This is a genomic window from Ferrovibrio terrae (genome assembly GCF_007197755.1).
GTDB classification, from domain to species: Bacteria; Pseudomonadota; Alphaproteobacteria; order Ferrovibrionales; family Ferrovibrionaceae; genus Ferrovibrio; species Ferrovibrio terrae.
Genome location: NZ_CP041636.1, coordinates 3,366,526 through 3,384,557, shown reverse-complemented (window position 1 = coordinate 3,384,557; position 18,032 = coordinate 3,366,526). Strand labels below are relative to the sequence as shown.

At 61.6% G+C, this 18,032-nt stretch carries 20 protein-coding genes; 8 read left to right on the top strand and 12 right to left on the bottom strand.

The genetic code is table 11. The annotated features are described in order from the left end of the window. Positions 1–76 precede the first annotated feature (76 nt). The 7 genes from FNB15_RS16510 to FNB15_RS16480 form a co-directional block, all read right to left on the bottom strand. Complete coding sequence (locus FNB15_RS16510) at positions 77–1,177, bottom strand: branched-chain amino acid ABC transporter substrate-binding protein (protein ID WP_144069759.1); 1,101 nt, start codon at positions 1,175–1,177, stop codon at positions 77–79. Positions 1,178–1,244: 67 nt separating this feature from the next. Beyond that, entirely contained in the window at positions 1,245–1,598 is a 354-nt protein-coding gene (locus tag FNB15_RS16505) for a DUF6867 family protein (protein WP_246068709.1), read from the bottom strand. Next, positions 1,598–2,308, bottom strand: a complete 711-nt coding sequence (locus FNB15_RS16500) for an ABC transporter ATP-binding protein (protein ID WP_144069758.1) — start codon at positions 2,306–2,308, stop codon at positions 1,598–1,600. The genes FNB15_RS16505 and FNB15_RS16500 overlap by 1 nt, the downstream gene beginning before the upstream one ends. Further along, complete coding sequence (locus FNB15_RS16495) at positions 2,308–3,147, bottom strand: ABC transporter ATP-binding protein (RefSeq protein ID WP_144069757.1); 840 nt, start codon at positions 3,145–3,147, stop codon at positions 2,308–2,310. Before FNB15_RS16495 ends, FNB15_RS16500 begins: the two co-directional genes overlap by 1 nt. After that, positions 3,144–4,454 (bottom strand): high-affinity branched-chain amino acid ABC transporter permease LivM, encoded by a 1,311-nt coding sequence (gene livM, locus FNB15_RS16490; RefSeq protein WP_144069756.1) that lies wholly within the window; start codon positions 4,452–4,454, stop codon positions 3,144–3,146. Before livM ends, FNB15_RS16495 begins: the two co-directional genes overlap by 4 nt. Beyond that, positions 4,454–5,368: an ABC transporter permease subunit gene (locus FNB15_RS16485; RefSeq protein ID WP_144069755.1), complete on the bottom strand. Its 915-nt coding sequence runs from the start codon at positions 5,366–5,368 to the stop codon at positions 4,454–4,456. The genes livM and FNB15_RS16485 overlap by 1 nt, the downstream gene beginning before the upstream one ends. Before the next feature lie 10 nt (positions 5,369–5,378). Beyond that, positions 5,379–5,597 carry a DUF6898 family protein gene (locus FNB15_RS16480; protein WP_144069754.1) on the bottom strand — a complete coding sequence of 73 codons (219 nt, stop codon included), beginning with the start codon at positions 5,595–5,597 and terminating at the stop codon, positions 5,379–5,381. Between the two features lie 177 nt (positions 5,598–5,774). On the opposite strand from FNB15_RS16480, the gene FNB15_RS16475 reads away from it, so the two are divergent. From FNB15_RS16475 to FNB15_RS20980, 3 genes are all read left to right on the top strand, one after another. Further along, positions 5,775–6,173: a RidA family protein gene (locus FNB15_RS16475; RefSeq protein ID WP_144069753.1), complete on the top strand. Its 399-nt coding sequence runs from the start codon at positions 5,775–5,777 to the stop codon at positions 6,171–6,173. 122 nt (positions 6,174–6,295) lie between these two features. Further along, on the top strand, positions 6,296–6,496 hold the full coding sequence (locus tag FNB15_RS20985; protein ID WP_185973589.1) for a hypothetical protein: 201 nt from the start codon (positions 6,296–6,298) through the stop codon (positions 6,494–6,496). After that, positions 6,496–6,972, top strand: a complete 477-nt coding sequence (locus FNB15_RS20980) for a PRC-barrel domain-containing protein (RefSeq protein ID WP_185973588.1) — start codon at positions 6,496–6,498, stop codon at positions 6,970–6,972. Before FNB15_RS20985 ends, FNB15_RS20980 begins: the two co-directional genes overlap by 1 nt. 6 nt (positions 6,973–6,978) lie before the next feature. On the opposite strand, the gene mmsB is transcribed toward FNB15_RS20980, so the two are convergent. From mmsB to FNB15_RS16455, 3 genes are read right to left on the bottom strand one after another with little or no spacing between them, the layout of a single operon-like run. After that, positions 6,979–7,869, bottom strand: coding sequence for a 3-hydroxyisobutyrate dehydrogenase (gene mmsB, locus FNB15_RS16465; RefSeq protein ID WP_144069751.1), 891 nt, complete (start codon positions 7,867–7,869; stop codon positions 6,979–6,981). Positions 7,870–7,900: 31 nt separating this feature from the next. Next, complete coding sequence (locus FNB15_RS16460) at positions 7,901–8,950, bottom strand: enoyl-CoA hydratase/isomerase family protein (RefSeq protein WP_144069750.1); 1,050 nt, start codon at positions 8,948–8,950, stop codon at positions 7,901–7,903. Between the two features lie 15 nt (positions 8,951–8,965). After that, positions 8,966–10,117 (bottom strand): acyl-CoA dehydrogenase family protein, encoded by a 1,152-nt coding sequence (locus FNB15_RS16455; protein WP_144069749.1) that lies wholly within the window; start codon positions 10,115–10,117, stop codon positions 8,966–8,968. Positions 10,118–10,267: 150 nt separating this feature from the next. Here FNB15_RS16455 and FNB15_RS16450 point away from each other — a divergent pair, with 150 nt between their 5' ends. From FNB15_RS16450 to hemB, 3 genes are all read left to right on the top strand, one after another. Further along, on the top strand, positions 10,268–12,493 hold the full coding sequence (locus tag FNB15_RS16450) for a hybrid sensor histidine kinase/response regulator (RefSeq protein WP_185973587.1): 2,226 nt from the start codon (positions 10,268–10,270) through the stop codon (positions 12,491–12,493). 91 nt (positions 12,494–12,584) lie between these two features. Beyond that, on the top strand, positions 12,585–12,812 hold the full coding sequence (locus FNB15_RS16445) for a helix-turn-helix transcriptional regulator (RefSeq protein ID WP_144069747.1): 228 nt from the start codon (positions 12,585–12,587) through the stop codon (positions 12,810–12,812). Next, on the top strand, positions 12,813–13,835 hold the full coding sequence (gene hemB, locus FNB15_RS16440) for a porphobilinogen synthase (protein ID WP_144069746.1): 1,023 nt from the start codon (positions 12,813–12,815) through the stop codon (positions 13,833–13,835). Positions 13,836–13,863: 28 nt separating this feature from the next. Here the strand turns inward: hemB and FNB15_RS16435 are convergent, their stop codons facing one another. Further along, the gene (locus tag FNB15_RS16435) at positions 13,864–14,751 is read right to left on the bottom strand and encodes an NAD(P)-dependent oxidoreductase (RefSeq protein WP_144069745.1); all 888 of its coding nucleotides are present in this window, start codon (positions 14,749–14,751) and stop codon (positions 13,864–13,866) included. 211 nt (positions 14,752–14,962) lie between these two features. Between FNB15_RS16435 and FNB15_RS16430 the strand changes: the two genes are divergently transcribed. After that, the gene (locus FNB15_RS16430) at positions 14,963–15,490 is read left to right on the top strand and encodes a hypothetical protein (protein ID WP_144069744.1); all 528 of its coding nucleotides are present in this window, start codon (positions 14,963–14,965) and stop codon (positions 15,488–15,490) included. 122 nt (positions 15,491–15,612) lie between these two features. Here FNB15_RS16430 and FNB15_RS21395 read toward each other — a convergent pair whose 3' ends face one another. Continuing rightward, positions 15,613–15,819: a hypothetical protein gene (locus FNB15_RS21395; protein ID WP_246068891.1), complete on the bottom strand. Its 207-nt coding sequence runs from the start codon at positions 15,817–15,819 to the stop codon at positions 15,613–15,615. Between FNB15_RS21395 and FNB15_RS16425 the strand changes: the two genes are divergently transcribed. Then, the gene (locus tag FNB15_RS16425) at positions 15,721–18,012 is read left to right on the top strand and encodes a penicillin acylase family protein (protein ID WP_246068870.1); all 2,292 of its coding nucleotides are present in this window, start codon (positions 15,721–15,723) and stop codon (positions 18,010–18,012) included. The genes FNB15_RS21395 and FNB15_RS16425 overlap by 99 nt on opposite strands. The last annotated feature ends 20 nt before the right edge of the window (positions 18,013–18,032 follow it).

The following is an 18,032-nucleotide window of genomic DNA, read 5'->3' as shown; positions in this document are numbered from 1 at the left end:
GAACATTTGTCCGAAAAAGAAGCCCGGGGCCATATCGAATGGCGACCCGGGCTTCCCTACTCTCCGGATACGGAGATTAGTTCACGTAGTCGTAGGAGCCATTCTTCCAGACATAGACCTTGTACGCCGGCGAGGTGGTGTCACCCTTGGCGTCGAACGAGATCTCATTCAGCACGGTCTGGAACTTGCCGGCCCGCATTGCCTTCTCGACGTCAGCGGTCTTCACCGACTTCGCCGTGGTGGCAGCCTGCACCCAGACCTGAACCGCAGCATAGGTGTAGAGCGTGTAGCCTTCCGGGTCGTAGCCCTGCGCCTTGAACTTGTCGACCAGCGGCTTGGCAATCGGGTTCTTGCGCGGATCGGCATCGAAGGTCATCAGCGAACCTTCGCCGGCCGGGCCGGAAATCGCCCAGAACTGCTTGTCGACCAGAGCGTCACCACCCATGAGCGGAGCATTCAGGCCCTGCTCCTTGGCCTGACGAACGATCAGGCCGCCTTCCGGATGATAGCCGCCGAGATAGATCAGCTCGACACCGGCCTGCTTCATCTTCGAAACGAGCGCCGAGTAATCCTTCTCGCCAGCGGTGACCGCTTCGAACATGGCTTCGGTCATGCCCTTCGAGTTCAGGCGCTTCTTGGTCTCTTCGGCAAGGCCCTGACCATACGGGGTCTTGTCATGCAGGATGGCGACCTTCTTGCCCTTGAACTTCTCAAGGATGTAGTCGCCGGCGACAATGCCCTGCTGGTCATCACGGCCGCAGACGCGGAACGTGTTCTTGTAGCCGCGCTCGGTGTAGCGCGGATTGGTCGAGGCCGGGGTGATCTGCAGGATATTCTCTTCCTTGTAGACATCCGAGGCCGGGATTGACGAACCCGAGCAGAAGTGACCGAACACGACGGCAACCTTTTCCTGCACCGCGCGGTTGGCAACCGCCACCGCCTGCTTCGGATCGCATTGGTCATCGCCGATCACGAGCTGCAGCTTCTGGCCGTTGACGCCGCCAGCAGCATTGATGTCGGCGATGGCCATTTCGGCGCCACGCTTCATCTGTTCGCCAAAGCTGGCGAGCTGGCCGGTGATCGGACCGTTGAGGGCAACCTTGATCTGTGCCGTAGCAGCACCGGCGAACAGGCCGACCGCAGCGACAACAGCCAAACCGGTAGTGAGTTTACGCATGACATCCTCTCCCTGTTATACAACGTTGAACAAAGTCTAATGCAGTCGGGCCGACCTCGGCAACAACCTAAGGTGTCCCCTGCTTTTCCCGCCAGCCGAGCAGGCCGGATCGTTCGTAGAGCCACGGATACTGGTGCACCATCTGATCAACCCGGGTCAGCCGGAAGCCGAATGTGGCAAACGCCCAGACGACGAAAATAGAGATCAGGTACGGCACTATCGCCAGCAACTGCTCCTTGAACAGCGAGAAAGCCAGGAAGCGGTTCGCAGCCGCCATGATCAGGCTGTAGGGCAGGATCTGCCAATAGGGCCGCCAGGTTCCGGCAATCGCCTGCCCCATCAGGAAGGCGCAACCGCCCACCAGGACAACGGTCAATCCCAGGAATACCAGGATACTCTCCCCCAGGATGGCGTGCACCATCAGTGCCCTCCTTCCAGATAGGCCGCGCGGATCTGCTCGTTAGCCAGCAGCTCGCTGCCGGTACCGCTCATGGTGATGTGCCCATTCACCAGTACATAGCCGCGATGGGCAAGCTTGAGTGCATGATAGGCATTCTGTTCGACCAGTAGGACCGTCACCCCATCAGCGCGGTTGATTTCCTCAATGATCGAGAAAATCTGCTTCACCACCAGTGGCGCCAGACCAAGCGACGGTTCGTCCAGCAGCAGCAGCTTCGGCCGGCTCATCAGGGCACGGGCAATGGCCAGCATCTGCTGCTCGCCACCCGACAGCGTACCGCCGCGCTGCTCGCTGCGCTCTTTCAGACGCGGGAACAACCCGTAGACACGCTCAAGATCGGACTCGAAATGCGCAGGATTGCCGGCGACTGCGCCCATACGCAGGTTTTCCAGCACTGTCATGCGCGGGAAGATCCGGCGGCCTTCCGGCGCATGCGCCAGACCGCGACGCACCAGATGATGCGTGGCAATGCCGGTGATGTCTTCATTGGCGAGCTTCACATGACCATGCCGCGGCTTCGGACTGCCACAAATGCTCATCAGCAGGGTCGACTTGCCGGCGCCGTTGGCGCCGATCAGCGCTACAATCTCGCCCTGCTTCACTTCAACATCGACGCCCTTCAGCGCATGCACCGCGCCGTAATAGGTATGCAGGCCGCTGATCGAGAGCATCAGGCGATCCCCTCGGCAACAACAACCTCTTCCGGCTCGCCCAGATAGGCAGCGATCACCTTCGGGTCGTTTCGCACGGTATCCGGCGAGCCATCGGCAATCTTACGACCGTAATCCAGTACGATGACATGATCTGAAATCTGCATCACCACACTCATGTCATGCTCGATCAGCAGCACGCCGGTTTTGTGTTCATCGCGGATAAAACGCAGCAGTGTGTTCAGGTCGGCCGACTCACGCGGGTTGAGCCCGGCGGCCGGCTCATCAAGACACAGCAGCACCGGTTCGGTGCACATGGCGCGCGCGATCTCGAGGCGACGCTGGCCGCCATACGGCAGGCTGCCGGCAACTTCGTCGGCGACATCGGTCAGGTTGGTGCGCTCCAGCCAGTAACGCGCCATATCGACGGCAGCGGCCTCGGCCTTGCGGTATCCCGGCCAGCCGAACAGGCCAAGCAGCGTGAAACCTGATGCCCGCATCAGCTTGTTGTGCTGCGCGACGATCAGGTTTTCCAGCACAGTCATCTTCGGGAAGAGACGGATATTCTGGAAGGTGCGCGCCACGCGCGCCTTGCCTGCAATGTCGTTGCCGGACATGCGCTCCAGCAGATATGGCGTATCATTCCTGGTCAGAGCCAGTCGGCCGACTGTCGGCTTGTAGAAGCCGGCGATGCAGTTGAACACCGTGGTCTTGCCGGCGCCGTTCGGGCCGATCACTGCCGTGATCTGGCCTTCATGTGCATCGAAGGACACATCGTTCACCGCAATCAGACCGCCGAAACGCATGGTCAGGTGTTCGACCCTGAGCAGAGGCCCAGTCTTCACGGTGGAAGCAGTCATGGCTTGCCTCCGCCCGGTTTGGCCCCGGCAGGATGCAGCCGCATCGTCGGCTCGCGATGCGCCAGCAGGCCCTGCGGACGCCACACCATGATCAGCACCATGGCGGCACCGAAGGCTAGCATTCGGAACAGCGAGAATTCGCGCGCCACTTCCGGCAGCAGCGTGAGGAAAGCCGCGGCCAGCACGATGCCGGCCTGGCTGCCCATGCCACCCAACACGACGATTGCCAGGATCACGGCGGACTCGATGAAGCTGAAGCTTTCCGGGCTGATGAAGCCCTGGCGTGCGGCAAAGAAGCTGCCGGCGAAACCACCGAACATCGCACCAATGGCGAAGGCAGTCAGCTTGGTGTTGGTCGGATTGATGCCAAGCGCCGTGCAGGCGATCTCGTCCTCGCGCAGCGCTTCCCAGGCACGACCGACCGGCAGTTTACGGATCCGCATGGTGAAGATGTTGGTGATCAGCGCCAGCGCGAGGATCAGGTAGTAGAGGAAGGTGATGCGATGGAGCGAGGCGAATTCCAGCCCGAACAGCTGGTGGAACGACGTCATGCCGGCCGGTGGGTCGGCCGAGAACGGGAAGCCGAAGAAGGACGGACGCGGAATGCCCGAGATGCCGGCCGGGCCGCCGGTGACCGGCTGCCAGTTGAGCAGGATCACGCGGATGATCTCGCCGAAGCCGAGCGTGACGATGGCGAGGTAATCGCCGCGCAGGCGCAGTACCGGGAAGCCGAGAACGACGCCGAAGGTGGCAGCCAACAGCCCGGCGAGCGGCAACGTTTCCCAGAAGCCGAAGCCAAAATGCATCGACAGCAGCGCGAAGGTATAGGCGCCGACCGCGTAGAAAGCGACGTAGCCGAGATCGAGCAGACCGGCGAGGCCGACCACGATATTGAGGCCCCAGCCCAGCATTACATAAATCAGCACCACGGTGCCGAGGTCGATCACGGTGCGGTTGGCGAATGGCAGGAACGGCATGATGATGGCAAAGCCTATCATCACCGGCATCAGCCACTTGTCCGCCTTCTGCCCTAGATCGGACAGCACCGACTGGTGTTTGACCGCAGCGACGGGATCGAGCTTATCGACCAGCGATTCCCGGTAGTTTCGTCGCCAGTCGAGCGCGATCCGCATGCCAAGCCGGCCGAGGAAGACGGCGATCGCGGCATAGGCGATGTAGTCGAACCGTGTCTTGATGCCGAGCGGGCCGCCGGTATCGACGGTTTCGAAACCGATCAGCGGCAGCGCCAGCAGGGCCGCCACACCGGCAGCCATAATCGCGTCCTTGAGACGTTCAGCCGCCGTCATCACACCTTCTCCACTTCAGGCCGGCCCAGCAGACCAGTCGGACGGAAGATCAGCACCACCACCAGGATGGTGAAGACGGCGACATCCTTGTACTCGATACTGAAATAGGCAGACCAGAAAGCCTCGATCAGACCAATCAGCAATCCGCCGAGCATTGCGCCCGGCAGGCTGCCGATGCCGCCCAGCACCGCGGCCGTGAACGCCTTCAGGCCGGCGAGGAAGCCGATGTAGAAGTCCACCACGCCGTAATAGAGTGAAACCATTACGCCGGCGACAGCCGCCAGCACGGCACCAAGCACGAAGGTAAGAGAGATGGTGCGGTCAGCATTCACACCGAGCAGCGAGGCCATCATGCGATCCTGCTCGCATGCTCTCTGCGCGCGACCGAGCGGCGTGGCCGAAATCAGGTAGGAGAAGCCCAGCATCAGCACCAGGGTCATCGCCATGATGATCATCTGCAGATAAGAGATCGTGACCGAGAAGGTTTCGCCCTTCATCAGTTCGATACCGCCGCGGATCATCGGTTGCAGCGGCTTGATCTTGGCGCCCTGGGCGATCTGCACATAATTCTGCAGGAAGATCGACATGCCGATGGCAGAGATCAACGGCGCCAGACGGAAGGAACCGCGCAAGGGCCGGTAGGCAATGCGCTCGACGGTCCAGCCATACAGGCCGGTGATAATCATCGAGACGATCAGCACGATCAGAAGCGCGAGCGGCACCCAGGTGATGCCGACGATCCCGAGGATGGAAAACGTGATCACCGCGATGAAGGCGCCGATCATGTAGATTTCGCCGTGGGCGAAATTTATCATTCCGATGATGCCGTAAACCATCGTGTAACCGATGGCGATCAGCGCATACACAGCGCCCAGCGTCAGACCGTTGATCAACTGCTGAAGAAAATACTCCATTCGCCCCCGATCATCCGTTCGACTGGTCCGCGTGCTTGGTCAGCACATAGCGGAGTTTCTGCGCCGCGAGCCGTCCGAGTTCATGCCGCGACAGGCGTGGATCGCCCACCATCGACACTTCCCTCCCGGTCTCCGGGTCAATCGCTATCACCTGCAACGCCGTACCGATGCGGCGAAACTCGATGATCGCTTCCCAGTCCCCGTCATCGCTCCCTGTCGCGTCTGACATGAATCGTCTGTACATTTATTTGTTACTGCTCTCAAGGGTTAAGCGGGTTTTGCACAGGTTCCGACGTCATGCTGCGCGAGTATGCCGATGCGGGAAATTTAATTGCTGCTTTACACGCGCCTTGCCGATTCCGGAATAGTATTTTATATATAAAACAAATTTCCGTCGGGGCATCCCATGCAGATTCTCAATCCAGCCGAGTGGGCCAAGCCGAAAGGCTATGCAAATGGCATCGCCGTTGAAGGCCGTCAGGTTTTCGTCGCGGGCCAGATCGGCTGGAATGCCGAAGCAACCTTCGACAGCGACGATATTGCCGACCAGACGCGTCAGGCACTGCGCAATATCGTTCGTGTACTTGCAGAGGCCGGTGCCCGTCCCGAGCATATCGTGCGATTGACGTGGTATGTCGTCGACAAGCGCGACTACATGGCCCGCAATGCCGACATCGGTAAAGCTTACCGCGAAATTCTTGGCCGGCATTACCCGGCAATGACCCTGGTGCAGGTGGCATCCCTGCTCGAAGACCGCGCGAAGGTCGAGATCGAAGCCACTGCGGTGATGCCCTCCGCTTCCTGACCTGCCGACTTTTGTCACAGGCAAATCACGGATTCCCTACCTGTCAGGGCCGGAACCGCCCATGGCCATTTACGTTTGGTTTACGAATGCCAGCCACGGCGTTCTTCAAACGGAGGTGGGTCATGCGCGAACTGATACTGATCCTGGGAGCAGCCTGCATCGCCAGCCTGCCTTTTGTCGCCTTCAGCGGCTTCCTGCAGACCACACCCCGCCAGTCCAGCGTGGCGATGTGGGGCGACGATCTGCGTCAAACCGGCTCGAGCTACAGCATGCCGAACATGCCCAAAGTGATGACCGTCAGCATGTCTGGCGAGCGCAAGTGATGCGTACCGCCCTCATCGCCGGCATCGCCGCGCTGGCCGCGACTGCCGCCTTGGCCCAGGCGCCCAAGCAGGAAGACCCCGCCCCGCGGCAGCCGCGTGCAGCAGTGCCAGGCCCCAACGCCGAACCGGGCGTGCCGCTGGGCGAGAAGTCAAAAGCACCTGACTTCTCTGTGGACAAACATATGCCACACCTGAGCAGCGATCAGGTTGCTGTGGTCGGCGCCAAGCTGCGCAATGAAAGCGGCGACGTCATCGGCACGGTCGAAAACATCATCCTGGATCGCGACGGTCAGGCCGTCGGGGTTGTGGTCGGCGTGGACAAAATGCTGGGCCTGGCTGAAGATCGCGTTGAGATCGAATGGAAACAGGTCCGCTTTGAGCGCAGGGATTCGGTCGTCAGCTTCGTCACGCCGCTCAGCCGTGAGGAACTGCTCGCTATGGCGAAATTCTCGCCACCGAAGCGCCAGCCGGGCTGAGACGCCTTATCCCAGATCGCGGATCATGCGGATGATGCCGGAGTAGTCCAGCGAACCGTTGCCGCCCTCGACATATTCGGCATAGAGCGCCGTGGCCTCTGAGCCCAGCGGCGTCTGGACTTTTGCCGACCTCGCCGCTTCCTGCGAAAGTTTCAGATCCTTAAGCATCAAGTCAGCGGCAAAGCCGGGCTTGTAGTCGCGGTTGGCAGCCGAGGTCGGCACCGGACCCGGCACCGGGCAATGGTTGAGCAGCGCCCAGCAGGAGCCCGACGAACTTCCGACGATGTCGAACATCGCCTGCGGCGACAGTCCGAGCTTCTCGGCCATCACGAAGGCTTCCGAAATGCCGATCATGGTGATACCCAGCACCATGTTGTTGCAAACCTTGGCCGCCTGCCCGTTCCCCGCACCGCCGGCATGCACGATCTTCTTGCCCATGGCTTCCAGAATCGGCTTGGCCTTGGCAAACGCCGCATCGCTGCCGCCGACCATGAAAGTCAGCGCCGCATTCTCGGCGCCGGCGATGCCGCCTGACACCGGCGCATCCAGCATCAGCATGCCCTTGGCTTCAGCCGCAGCGATAACGTCACGCGCTGTCTTCACGTCGATGGTCGAACTGTCGATAAAAACCGTGCCCGGACGCGCCACGGAGAGAATGCCTTTGTCGCCGGTATAGACGCTGGCGACATGCTTACCGGCCGGAAGCATGGTGATAACGGCGTCGACATCACGCGCGGCATCGGCAGCACTTGCGGCCCTGGTTCCGCCGGCATCGACCACCTTCTGCACCGGATCCGGCATCAGGTCGAAAGCCTTCACCCTATGGCCGGCCTTCAGCAGGTTCCGGGCCATAGGGCCGCCCATATTGCCTACGCCGATGAAACCAATCGTCGCCATGGTCATTCCTCCGGTTATATTTCTGGATTATTCAGTCGAACAGCAGCTCGCCGTCCGAGACCGGCGCGAAATAAGCCTCGATCTCGGCATCGGTCACGTCTTCAAGTCGTGCCGGCTGCCACTTCGGTTTGTGATCCTTGTCGATGATCACCGCGCGCACGCCTTCATAGAAGTCATGGCCGACGGCAACATGATTACAGATGCGCCATTCCAGCTTCATGCAGTCGCGCAGCGAGAGACTGCGTCCACGGCGCAGCTGTGCGAAGGTCAGTTTCACGGACGTCGGGGACTTGGCTCGGATGATGCCGGCCTGCTCGATCGAAAACGGCGACGGATCGGCTTCCAGCGCCGCCATCACCGCCGCCACGCTCTCGCCGCCGAAACGCCTGTCGATCTCGGTTTTACGCTCAGCCAGTTGCGACGGGCCGGGATCAGTCGCGAACTTCGCCACCACGGCATCGATGCCGGCCTTATCGGTCGGTGCAGCATCTATCAATCCCTGCTCGAGCGCCGCCATGCTGGCCCGCGGCACGAAATGTGTGGCCACGCCGGCGGTTAGGATATCGGCGCCTTTCAGACGCGCACCCGTCAGACCGAGATAGACGCCGAGTTCGCCCGGGCAGCGCGGCAGGAAATAGGTGCCACCAACATCGGGGAACAGGCCGATGCCGGTTTCCGGCATGGCGAAATGCGCGAACTCGCTGATGATGCGATGACTGCCATGCACTGACAGGCCAACGCCGCCGCCCATGAAGATGCCATCGATCAGTGCGATGAACGGTTTCGGATATTCGCCGATCAGGGTGTTGCAGCGGTATTCGTCATACCAGAAAGATTTGCGATATTGCACGCCATCCGGGCCACGGTCGGCCAGCTTGCGGATGTCGCCACCAGCGCAGAAGGCCTTCTCGCCCGAGCCCTTGATGATCACCGCCCTGACGGCAGCATCTTTCGCCCAGCTGCGCAGATGCTGCTCCAGCGGAATGCACATGTCGTGCGTCAGCGCATTGAGCGCCTGCGGACGATTGAGCTGGATGATGCCGATGCCGTTCTGAACCGAAAACAGAATGTCGTTGCTCAAGATTTACTCCAAAGCTCAATCGTGAAATGAACCGGATGTCAGCGCACGCGCGATAATCACGCGCATGATCTCGTTGGTGCCTTCCAGTATCTGGTGTACCCGCGCATCGCGCAGATAGCGTTCGACCGGGTAGTCTTTCAGATAGCCGTAACCGCCATGCAACTGCAATGCCTCGTTGCAGATGGCAAAGCCGGCATCGGTGGAAAATCGCTTGGCCATGGCGCAGTACATCGTCGCCTCGACATGCTTTACATCCAGCATAGCTGCAGCCTGGCGGATCATCAGCCGCGCGGCGGCCAGATCCGTGGCCATATCGGCCAGCTTGAATTGGGTCGCCTGGAAGTTGCCGATCGCATTGCCAAACTGCTTGCGGCCGGCGACATATTCACGCGCCGTGGTCAGACAGGCCTTGGCCGCACCCAGCGAGCAGGCACCGATATTGATGCGGCCCCCATCCAGCCCGGCCATGGCAATGCGGAAGCCTTCGCCCTCGGCGCCGATACGGTTGGCCTTCGGCACTTTGCAATCGTCGAAATTCACCATCGCGGTCGGCTGGCTGTTCCAGCCGAGCTTGCGTTCCTGCGCGCCGAACGAAAGGCCAGGCGTGCCATTTTCGACCACCAGGCAGGTGACGCCGCGCGCGCCGGCCTCGCCAGTACGCACCATGCAGACATAGATATCAGAACGTCCGCCACCCGAGATGAAGGCCTTGCTGCCGTTCAGTATGTAATGGTCACCGGCATCAGCTGCGCGCGTCTGCAGCGCTGCGGCGTCGGAGCCGGCATTCGGTTCGGTCAGACAATAGGAGGCGAATTTCTGCATGCTGCAAAGATCGGGCAGGAAGCGCTGGCGCTGTTCGTCGCCGCCGAAGCGGTCGATCATCCAGGCCGCCATGTTGTGGATCGAGATATAGGCCGCCGTCGATGTGCAGCCCGCCGCCAGTTCCTCAAAGACGATCGCGGCATCGAGGCGGCTGAGCGCCGAGCCGCCGACGTCGTCAGCGACATAGATGCCGCCGAAGCCGAGCGCAGCGGCCTCGCGCAGTTCGTCCACGGGAAAGTGCTTCTTCTCGTCCCACGCTGCTGCATTGGGCTGCATCCGATCCAGCGCAAAACGCCGGGCGGTTTCCTGGATGGCCCGCTGATCATCGGACAACTCGAACAGCATGCTGTTTTCTCCCTTATTCCGGGTCTTAATTGCCCGCCAATCAGCCGTCAACGGCCGGTCTAGTCCAGACGAACTAGGCCCGAACAGAGTCGCATGGGCTGTTTCTGCATGCTAGCCTTTCGCGCTTCATCAGGTCCATTGCCACCGCCCATGCTGCCTCTCGATCCTCAGCGACAACCGGATGCCGAAACCGGCATCGGCTGGCCTTTGCGCGGCCTGGCTTACGGGCTAGCTGGCCTGCTGATTGGACTCACCGTATTGCTGGCCGGTGCGCCGCTGTTCAGCGGCACCATGACCACCGCCTGGCTGCCGGGTACACCGCCCTTCCATGCCGATGTTGCGGTCGTGGCCGCACTGGCCGGTCTGTCGTTGCTGCTGCGCGATACCGCGCCACCGGCCTCACGCCTGCTGGCGCTGACGCTCGCCTGCCTTAGCATCGCCGGGCTGGGCAACTATATTCTGCATGGCAGCCTGTTGCAGGCCACCGAAGCTTCAGTCGCGCCAACACTAGCCATGCTGTGGAGTGGCAGCATGGGGCCGGTACTCTGCGTTGGCGCGCTGCTGACGGCCGCGCGCCTGTATGTTCCCGCCTCGCCACGCGCCACCGTGGGCAATGTGCCACTCGGGTGGTCAGTTGCGATGACACTTGTGGCGCTGGCACTCACGCTGTCTATCGGTGCACTCGACCTGCTGCCGCAGACGGCTGCCTGGACGGCGCACTCCGCCGCCATGCCCGATGGCGCCATCGTTCTGCTTCTGCTGGGCGCGGCCTGTGCCGCCCGCACCTTCCATCCCTCGTCACAGATCGCGCCGCTACCATTGCTGGCCGGCCAGGCCATCGTCCTGATCGGCGGTATCGTCGCCTCCTTCATCCTGTGGCAGGCAACGAGCGCCAGCACGACGCTGCCGCTCGTTGCCATGCTGTCTTTCATGGCCTGTCTGGTCGCTACCTACATGATCGCCGGACTGATCGCCCTTGCAGTACGCGTGATGGTGCAGCAGCGCGCCATGGCGGCGGCACGCGCGGCATTGCAGGCCAGCAACGACCTGTTCGAAGCCGCTGCGCGCAGCAGCCGGCTCGGCATCTGGGACTGGGATCTGCTGACCGGCGAGTTGCTGATCGTCGCCAACTATCTGCAGGACCGTGACGACACGACACTGCTGTCATCGCGCACCACGATCGAAGCCTTCACCGAGCTGATGCATCCCGATGACCGCGACATGGTAACGCGTCGCGTCAACACCGCGCTGAAGCAGCGGCGCACATACGAGGCCGAATTCCGCATCCGGCGCAGCGATGGCGTGTATATCTGGGTTCTGGCGCGCGCCGAACCGAGCTACACGGCAACTGGTCGCGCTTCGCGACTGATCGGTAGTCTCGAAGACGTCGACCAGATTCGCCGCCAGATGAACGAACTCGAACTGCAGCGCCATATGCTGGAAGAACAGTCGGTCAAGCTGGCCGAAACCGCCCAGGCTCTGGCCGCCGCCAGGGATGCCGCAGAAACCGCGCATAAGACCAAGTCGAATTTCCTCGCCATGATGAGCCATGAAATCCGCACGCCCATGAACGGCGTACTGGGCATGCTCAGCCTGCTGAACCGCAGCGACATTGAGCCAGCACTGAAGCGTTATTCGGAAGTCGCGCACCAGTCGGCACGCGACCTGCTCGGCCTGATCGACGATATTCTCGATGTTTCCAAGCTCGAGGCCGGCAAGCTGCAGATCGAGGCGATTGATTTCGACCTGCGACCGACCATCGACAGCATCGTTGCCCTGCTCACGCCGCGCTCCCGCGAAAACGGCAATCAGGTGATCCTTGATGTTGCCGAGAGCGTGCCGGAGCATGTGATTGGCGATCCGCTTCGCCTGCGGCAGATTCTCACCAACCTGATCGGCAACGCCATCAAGTTCACAGAGAAAGGCACGGTGACAATCACAATCACGGCGACGGGCCTGCAGAACGGTGACTTCATGCTGCATTGCGCGATCCGCGATACCGGCATCGGCATCGCCGCCGAGCAGCAACTGACTCTCTTCGAACCCTTCACCCAGGCCGATATCTCGATGACCCGTCGCTATGGTGGCACCGGGCTTGGTCTGACCATCTGCAAGCACCTGGTGCATTTGATGGGCGGCGAGATCGGCGTGATCAGCGCCCCGGGCGAAGGCTCCACCTTCTGGTTCACCGTGCGCTGCCGCGAAGATCTCGAACTGACCGCGAAACTGGCGCTGCAGGAGCCGGCTCAGCCTGCTGCGCGCCCGCCGGCCAACGATGCCGCGACAATACTGCCGCCGCGCCCGATCGATGCCGATATCGCTGATCTGGTGAAGCAGTTCGACCGCCTGGCCGGCCGCAAACCCCAGGAAAAATAAGACGGGAGAAGTTGCCCGGAGTGGCGTTACGGGGCATTAACCACTGCCGCGCGAGAATCGGACGGTACAGTTCGATGCGCGAGGTGATGCGATGCTGCCGATCCATCCTGGCATTCTGCTTGAGCGGGCCATTTTCGCCCGCGGCAGCGATCCCGAGCATTTCATCCGCGAAGCCCATATTCCCCGCAAGCTGCTGCGGCAGGTCCTGGCCGGCGAACGGCCGATTTCCTCCGGCCTGGCCATGCGGCTGGGCAGAATTCTGGGCACTTCTCCCTGGGTCTGGATTGCGTTTCAGGAGCGGTTTGATAAAGCTTTCTGAATGACCGACACCGCTGTACCGCCCCTGCCGCAATTCCCTCTCGCGCGCCCTCGCCGTCTGCGCCGTGCCGACTGGACCCGTCGCCTCGTCGCCGAGAACAGCCTCAGCGTCAATGACCTGATCTGGCCGATCTTCGTGCATGACGCCGCGAACAACGCACCGATCGCGTCCATGCCGGGCGTCGAGCGCTTGAGCATCGATGCCGCCGTTGCAGCCGCCCGCGAAGCGGAGCAACTTGGCATTCCCGCCATCGCCCTGTTCCCGGCCACAGATCCGAAGCTGAAGAGCGAAGACGGCCGCGAAGCGCTCAATCCCGACAACGTGGTCTGCCGCACGGTTCGCGCCGTGAAGAGCGCAACGAAGAATCTCGGCATCCTCTGCGATGTCGCGCTCGATCCCTATACCAGCCATGGCCATGACGGCCTGCTGAAGGATGGTGAAATCCTCAACGACGAAACCGTCGAGCTGCTGGTGCAGCAGGCACTCGTGCAGATGAGGGCCGGCTGCGACATCACCGCGCCGTCCGACATGATGGATGGCCGCATCGGCGCGATCCGCCAGGCCTTCGAGCGCGAAGGATTCAAACACGCGCAGATCATGGCCTATGCCGCAAAGTATGCGTCTGCCTTCTACGGGCCGTTTCGCGATGCCGTCGGCTCGTCGGTCAATCTGGGGCTGGGCGACAAACGCACTTATCAGATGAATCCGGCCAATGGCGACGAGGCGCTACGTGAAGTCGCGCTGGATATTGCTGAAGGCGCCGACATGGTGATGGTCAAGCCGGGCATGCCCTATCTCGACATCTGCTGGCGGGTGAAAAGCACCTTTGGCCTGCCAACATACGCTTATCAGGTGTCGGGCGAGTATTCGATGCTGGCTGGTGCTGCGGAGCGCGGCTGGCTGGATCGCGCCAAGGTGGCCTGGGAAAGCCTGCTGTCGTTCAAGCGCGCTGGCTGCGATGGCGTGCTGACATATTTTGCACGCGACATCGCGCGCATGATTGCCGAGGGAAAGCAGCCGTAATCGGCTGCCTCCCCGGCTTTCACCTCAATCAGAACTTCTTGGCGGTCTTGGTCGCTTCCAGGCGCGCGATCAGGCTGGACGTATCCCAGCGATTGCCGCCCATCTGCTGCACTTCGGCATAGAACTGGTCGACCAGTGCAGCCACTGGCAGGCTGGCGCCGTTGCGACGCGCTTCGGCCAGACAGATGCTGAGGTCCTTGCGCATCCAATCGACGGCGAAACCGTAATCGAACTTGCCTTCGATCATCGTCTTGTGGCGGTTGTCCATCTGCCACGAGCCGGCTGCGCCCTTGGAGATCACTTCCACAGCTTTCGTCAGGTCCAGACCTGAAGCGCGACCAAAGGCCAGCGCTTCGGCCAGGCCTTGCACCAGACCGGCGATGCAGATCTGGTTCATCATCTTGGTGAGTTGGCCGCTGCCGGTCGGGCCCATCAGGTTCTGCATCTTCGCGTAGGCCTGGATCACCGGATGCACCTTGTCATAGGTGGCCGCATCGCCGCCGCACATGATGGTAAGCTGACCGTTCTCGGCGCCGGCCTGCCCACCTGACACAGGGGCATCGATGAAGCCCTGACCGTTTGCCTTGGCCTTCTCGCCGATCTCGCGCGCCACATCAGCCGAGGCCGTGGTGTGATCGACAAAGATCGCGCCCTTGGCCAGACCCGCCAAGAGACCGGTATCACCGTAGGTCACCGACCGCAGATCATCGTCGTTGCCGACGCAGGCCATGACCAGTTCTGCGCCGGTTGCGGCTTCCTTCGGGGTGGCAGCCTTTTGGCCCTTATGCTGAGCAACCCACTTGTCAGCCTTGTCGGCTGAGCGGTTCCAGACCGTCACGGTATGGCCGGCTTTTACCAAGTGCCCCGCCATCGGGTAGCCCATCACTCCCAGGCCAATAAACGCCACTTTCGCCATCGTTTCCCCCTAAAGTCCAAGAATCATAAGCAGTTAAGGTTAACTGCCGCAGCGGTCGGCAGTTTGCACCATGAGGAACTTTCGGGCAATCGCCCCGTTAACGCTCTTATAGCGATTGGTGAGCTGCAAGACACAATTACTGCTAGCAAGTCCAAGAAAAATATGGTAAATAATTACTAACGTTGCTGTATCTGCGTGGGAGAAACCCATCATGCCGCTCGACATCCTCGGCACTGTTGCCGCGTCGGGCAGTAGCGGAGCGAACGCCCGCAATACTGCCCGAGTAAACGACCAGATCTCCGCAGCTGCATCCTCCAGGGACGCGGCTGTTTCAGTGCATTCTGAGAGTGCGCCGCGAGAAGAGGTTCAGGTTTCCTCTCCATCCGCGAACCTGGCTGTGTTTGTCAGCCCCTTCATCCGCTTCGACATCACGGCACGTCTAGCCATTGTCGAAATTCGCAACAGCGAAACCGGCGAAGTGCAGCAACAGTATCCGAGCCCGCGCGCCGTGCGCGAGTATCAGCAGCACCTTCCCGAGGATTCGAGCCTGCGTCCGCAGGGTGGGCACGACCGAACTGTACCGCAGCCTCGCATCATCGGCAGTGCCGAGGATCGTGCTGCCAGCGCGCCTGCGCCGAACCCCACGGCTCCTGCTCCGCAGGTGGTCGCGGCATCAGCTGCCGCGTTCAGCAGCCTGCAGGGCGTTCCGACCGGCAGCAAGCAGGTTGCTGAAGCCTGATCCCATTCCGTGACCGTGTGTTTACGGTCATGTGGCGATTCGAACCTGCAAATCATTGTCGAATCTGTTAAGCCTGATCTCCGGTACAGGTTGATCGGGATCGCATGCGCTGGATTTTCAGGTTAGTCGTTCTTCTGTTCGTGCTTCTGGGCCTTGCCGCTGGCGGCAGTTATGTTGTTGCCCGCCTCTCTCTGCCAGTCGTCAATGGAGAAGTGAAAGTCGGGCAGATACTGTCCGGCCCCGTTGAGATTCTGCGTGACCGGAATGCCGTCGCGCATATCCGCGCCAGCAGCCGCAATGACGCAGCCTTCGGCCTCGGCTATGCCCATGCGCAGGACCGTCTCTGGCAGATGGAAGTTCAGCGTCGCATTGCCGCCGGCCGGCTGGCTGAACTGTTTGGCGCGGCTGCGCTCAACACCGACAAATTCATTCGTACGCTGGGCATCCGACGCAAGGCCGTCACCGCCTTTGCGCATCTGAAGCCCGAGACGCAGACGACGCTGCAGGCCTATGCCGATGGCGTGAATGCCTTCCTCGCCAGCCGCAACGGTCCACTGCCGCCGGAATTTCTGATCTTCGATGTTACGCCCGAGCCCTGGACGCCGGCAGACTCTCTCGGCTGGCTGAAAATGATGGCCTGGGATCTGGGCGGCAACTGGGGCCGTGAACTCGCCACACTCGGTCTCGCAAAACGCCTGACGAAGCAGCAGATCGAAGAATTCTATCCGCCCTATCCCGGCGATGGCCCGGTCGCCCTGGCTGATATGACAGATTTGTATCGCCAGGTTGCGGCCGCCGTTGATGTCGAGCGCCTGCTTGAAATCCTGCCGCCCGAGCGGCCGGAAGGCATCGGCTCCAACAACTGGGTGATAAACGGCAAGCGCACGGTGACCGGCCAGCCGCTGCTGGCCAACGATCCGCATCTCGGTCTCGCCACGCCAGCGCTGTGGTATTTCGCGCATATGGCGTCACCCGCCGGCGCTGCGATCGGCGCGACGTTGCCCGGCGTGCCGGGCGTGGTGCTGGGCCATAACGGCCGCATCGCCTGGGGCTTCACCAATACCGGCCCGGACACGCAGGACCTTTATATCGAGAAGATTGATCCCGCAGATACGACGCAGTATGTCACGCCTGAGGGCTCGGCGGCCTTCGTCACGCGGCAGGAAACTATCAAGCAGCGCAGCGGCGAGGATGTCGTCATCACCGTGCGAGAAACGCGCCATGGCCCGGTGATCTCCGATGTACATGACGGCGCACGCCAGCAACTGGAGGCCGGTTATGTCCTCGCTTTTGCGTGGACCGCCCTGCTGGATGAAGACACTACGGCCGACGCCCTGCTCGGCCTCGACAGTGTGACGGACTGGAACGGTTTCAACGATAACCTGCGCCGCTTCGTCTCGCCGCAGCAAAACATCGTTTACGCCGACCGAGAGGGCAATATCGGTTTCGTCGCGCCGGGACTGATCCCGATCCGCCGCGCCGACAACGATCTAAAGGGCCTTGCACCGGCCCCCGGCTGGGATGCGCGCTACGACTGGAACGGCTTCATTCCGTTCGACCAACTGCCGCGCAGCTACAATCCACCGCCCGGCACCATCGTCACGGCTAACAACAAGATCGTGCCCGACAGTTATCCTCATTTCATCACCGCCGACTGGGCTGAGCCGTATCGCGCCCGCCGCATCGAACAGTTGCTGAAGGAGCGCAATGTCCACTCGGTGGAAAGCTTCAAACAGCTGCAGGGCGATATCATGTCACCGATGGTGGGGGAAATCCTGCCGCTCCTGCTGGCCGTGCCGCCGAAGAACCTGCCGCGCAACAGCGAACTGCCGGGCAGCCATGGCCTGATGGCCTCATGGGACGGCAACATGTCGGTCAATCGCGCCGAGCCGCTGATTTTCCAGGCCTGGTATCGCGAACTCACCCGCCTGATCCTAGCCGACGAACTGGGGGATGCCTTCCAGCCGTTGTGGCGCTTCCGGCCGATTCTGATCAAGAATATCCTCACCAACCAGAACGGCCAGAGCCGCTGGTGCGCCAACCAGGCGACCGGCGCCACCACGCCCTGCTCCGAACTGGTCGCCGAAGCGCTGGACCGGGCACTCGACGACCTCAAGGTGCGCTACGGGTCGGACATGGCGCGCTGGCGCTGGGGTGAGGCCCATTCGGCACGGGGCACGCACCGGCCCTTCAGTAACATCGCCATGCTGCGGCGCTTCTTCGAAGTCAGCGTTCCCACCGGTGGCGATGCCTTTACGGTGAATGTCGGCCGCAACGATCTTGCCAACGACAAGGATCCGTTCGGGAATCGCCATGCCGCGTCGCTGCGGGCGATCTACGATCTGGCCGACCTGAACCGGTCGCAGTTCATGCATTCGACCGGCCAGTCCGGCCATGTCCTGTCGCGACACTACCGGGATTATGCGACCCCCTGGGCGGCAGTTGAGTATATTCCCATGTCGATGCGGCCCGCCGATTTCGAGACCGGAGCCTTGGGACGCCTGCGCCTGACCGCTCGATAGCCGGCCAAGAGCCGGAAAAA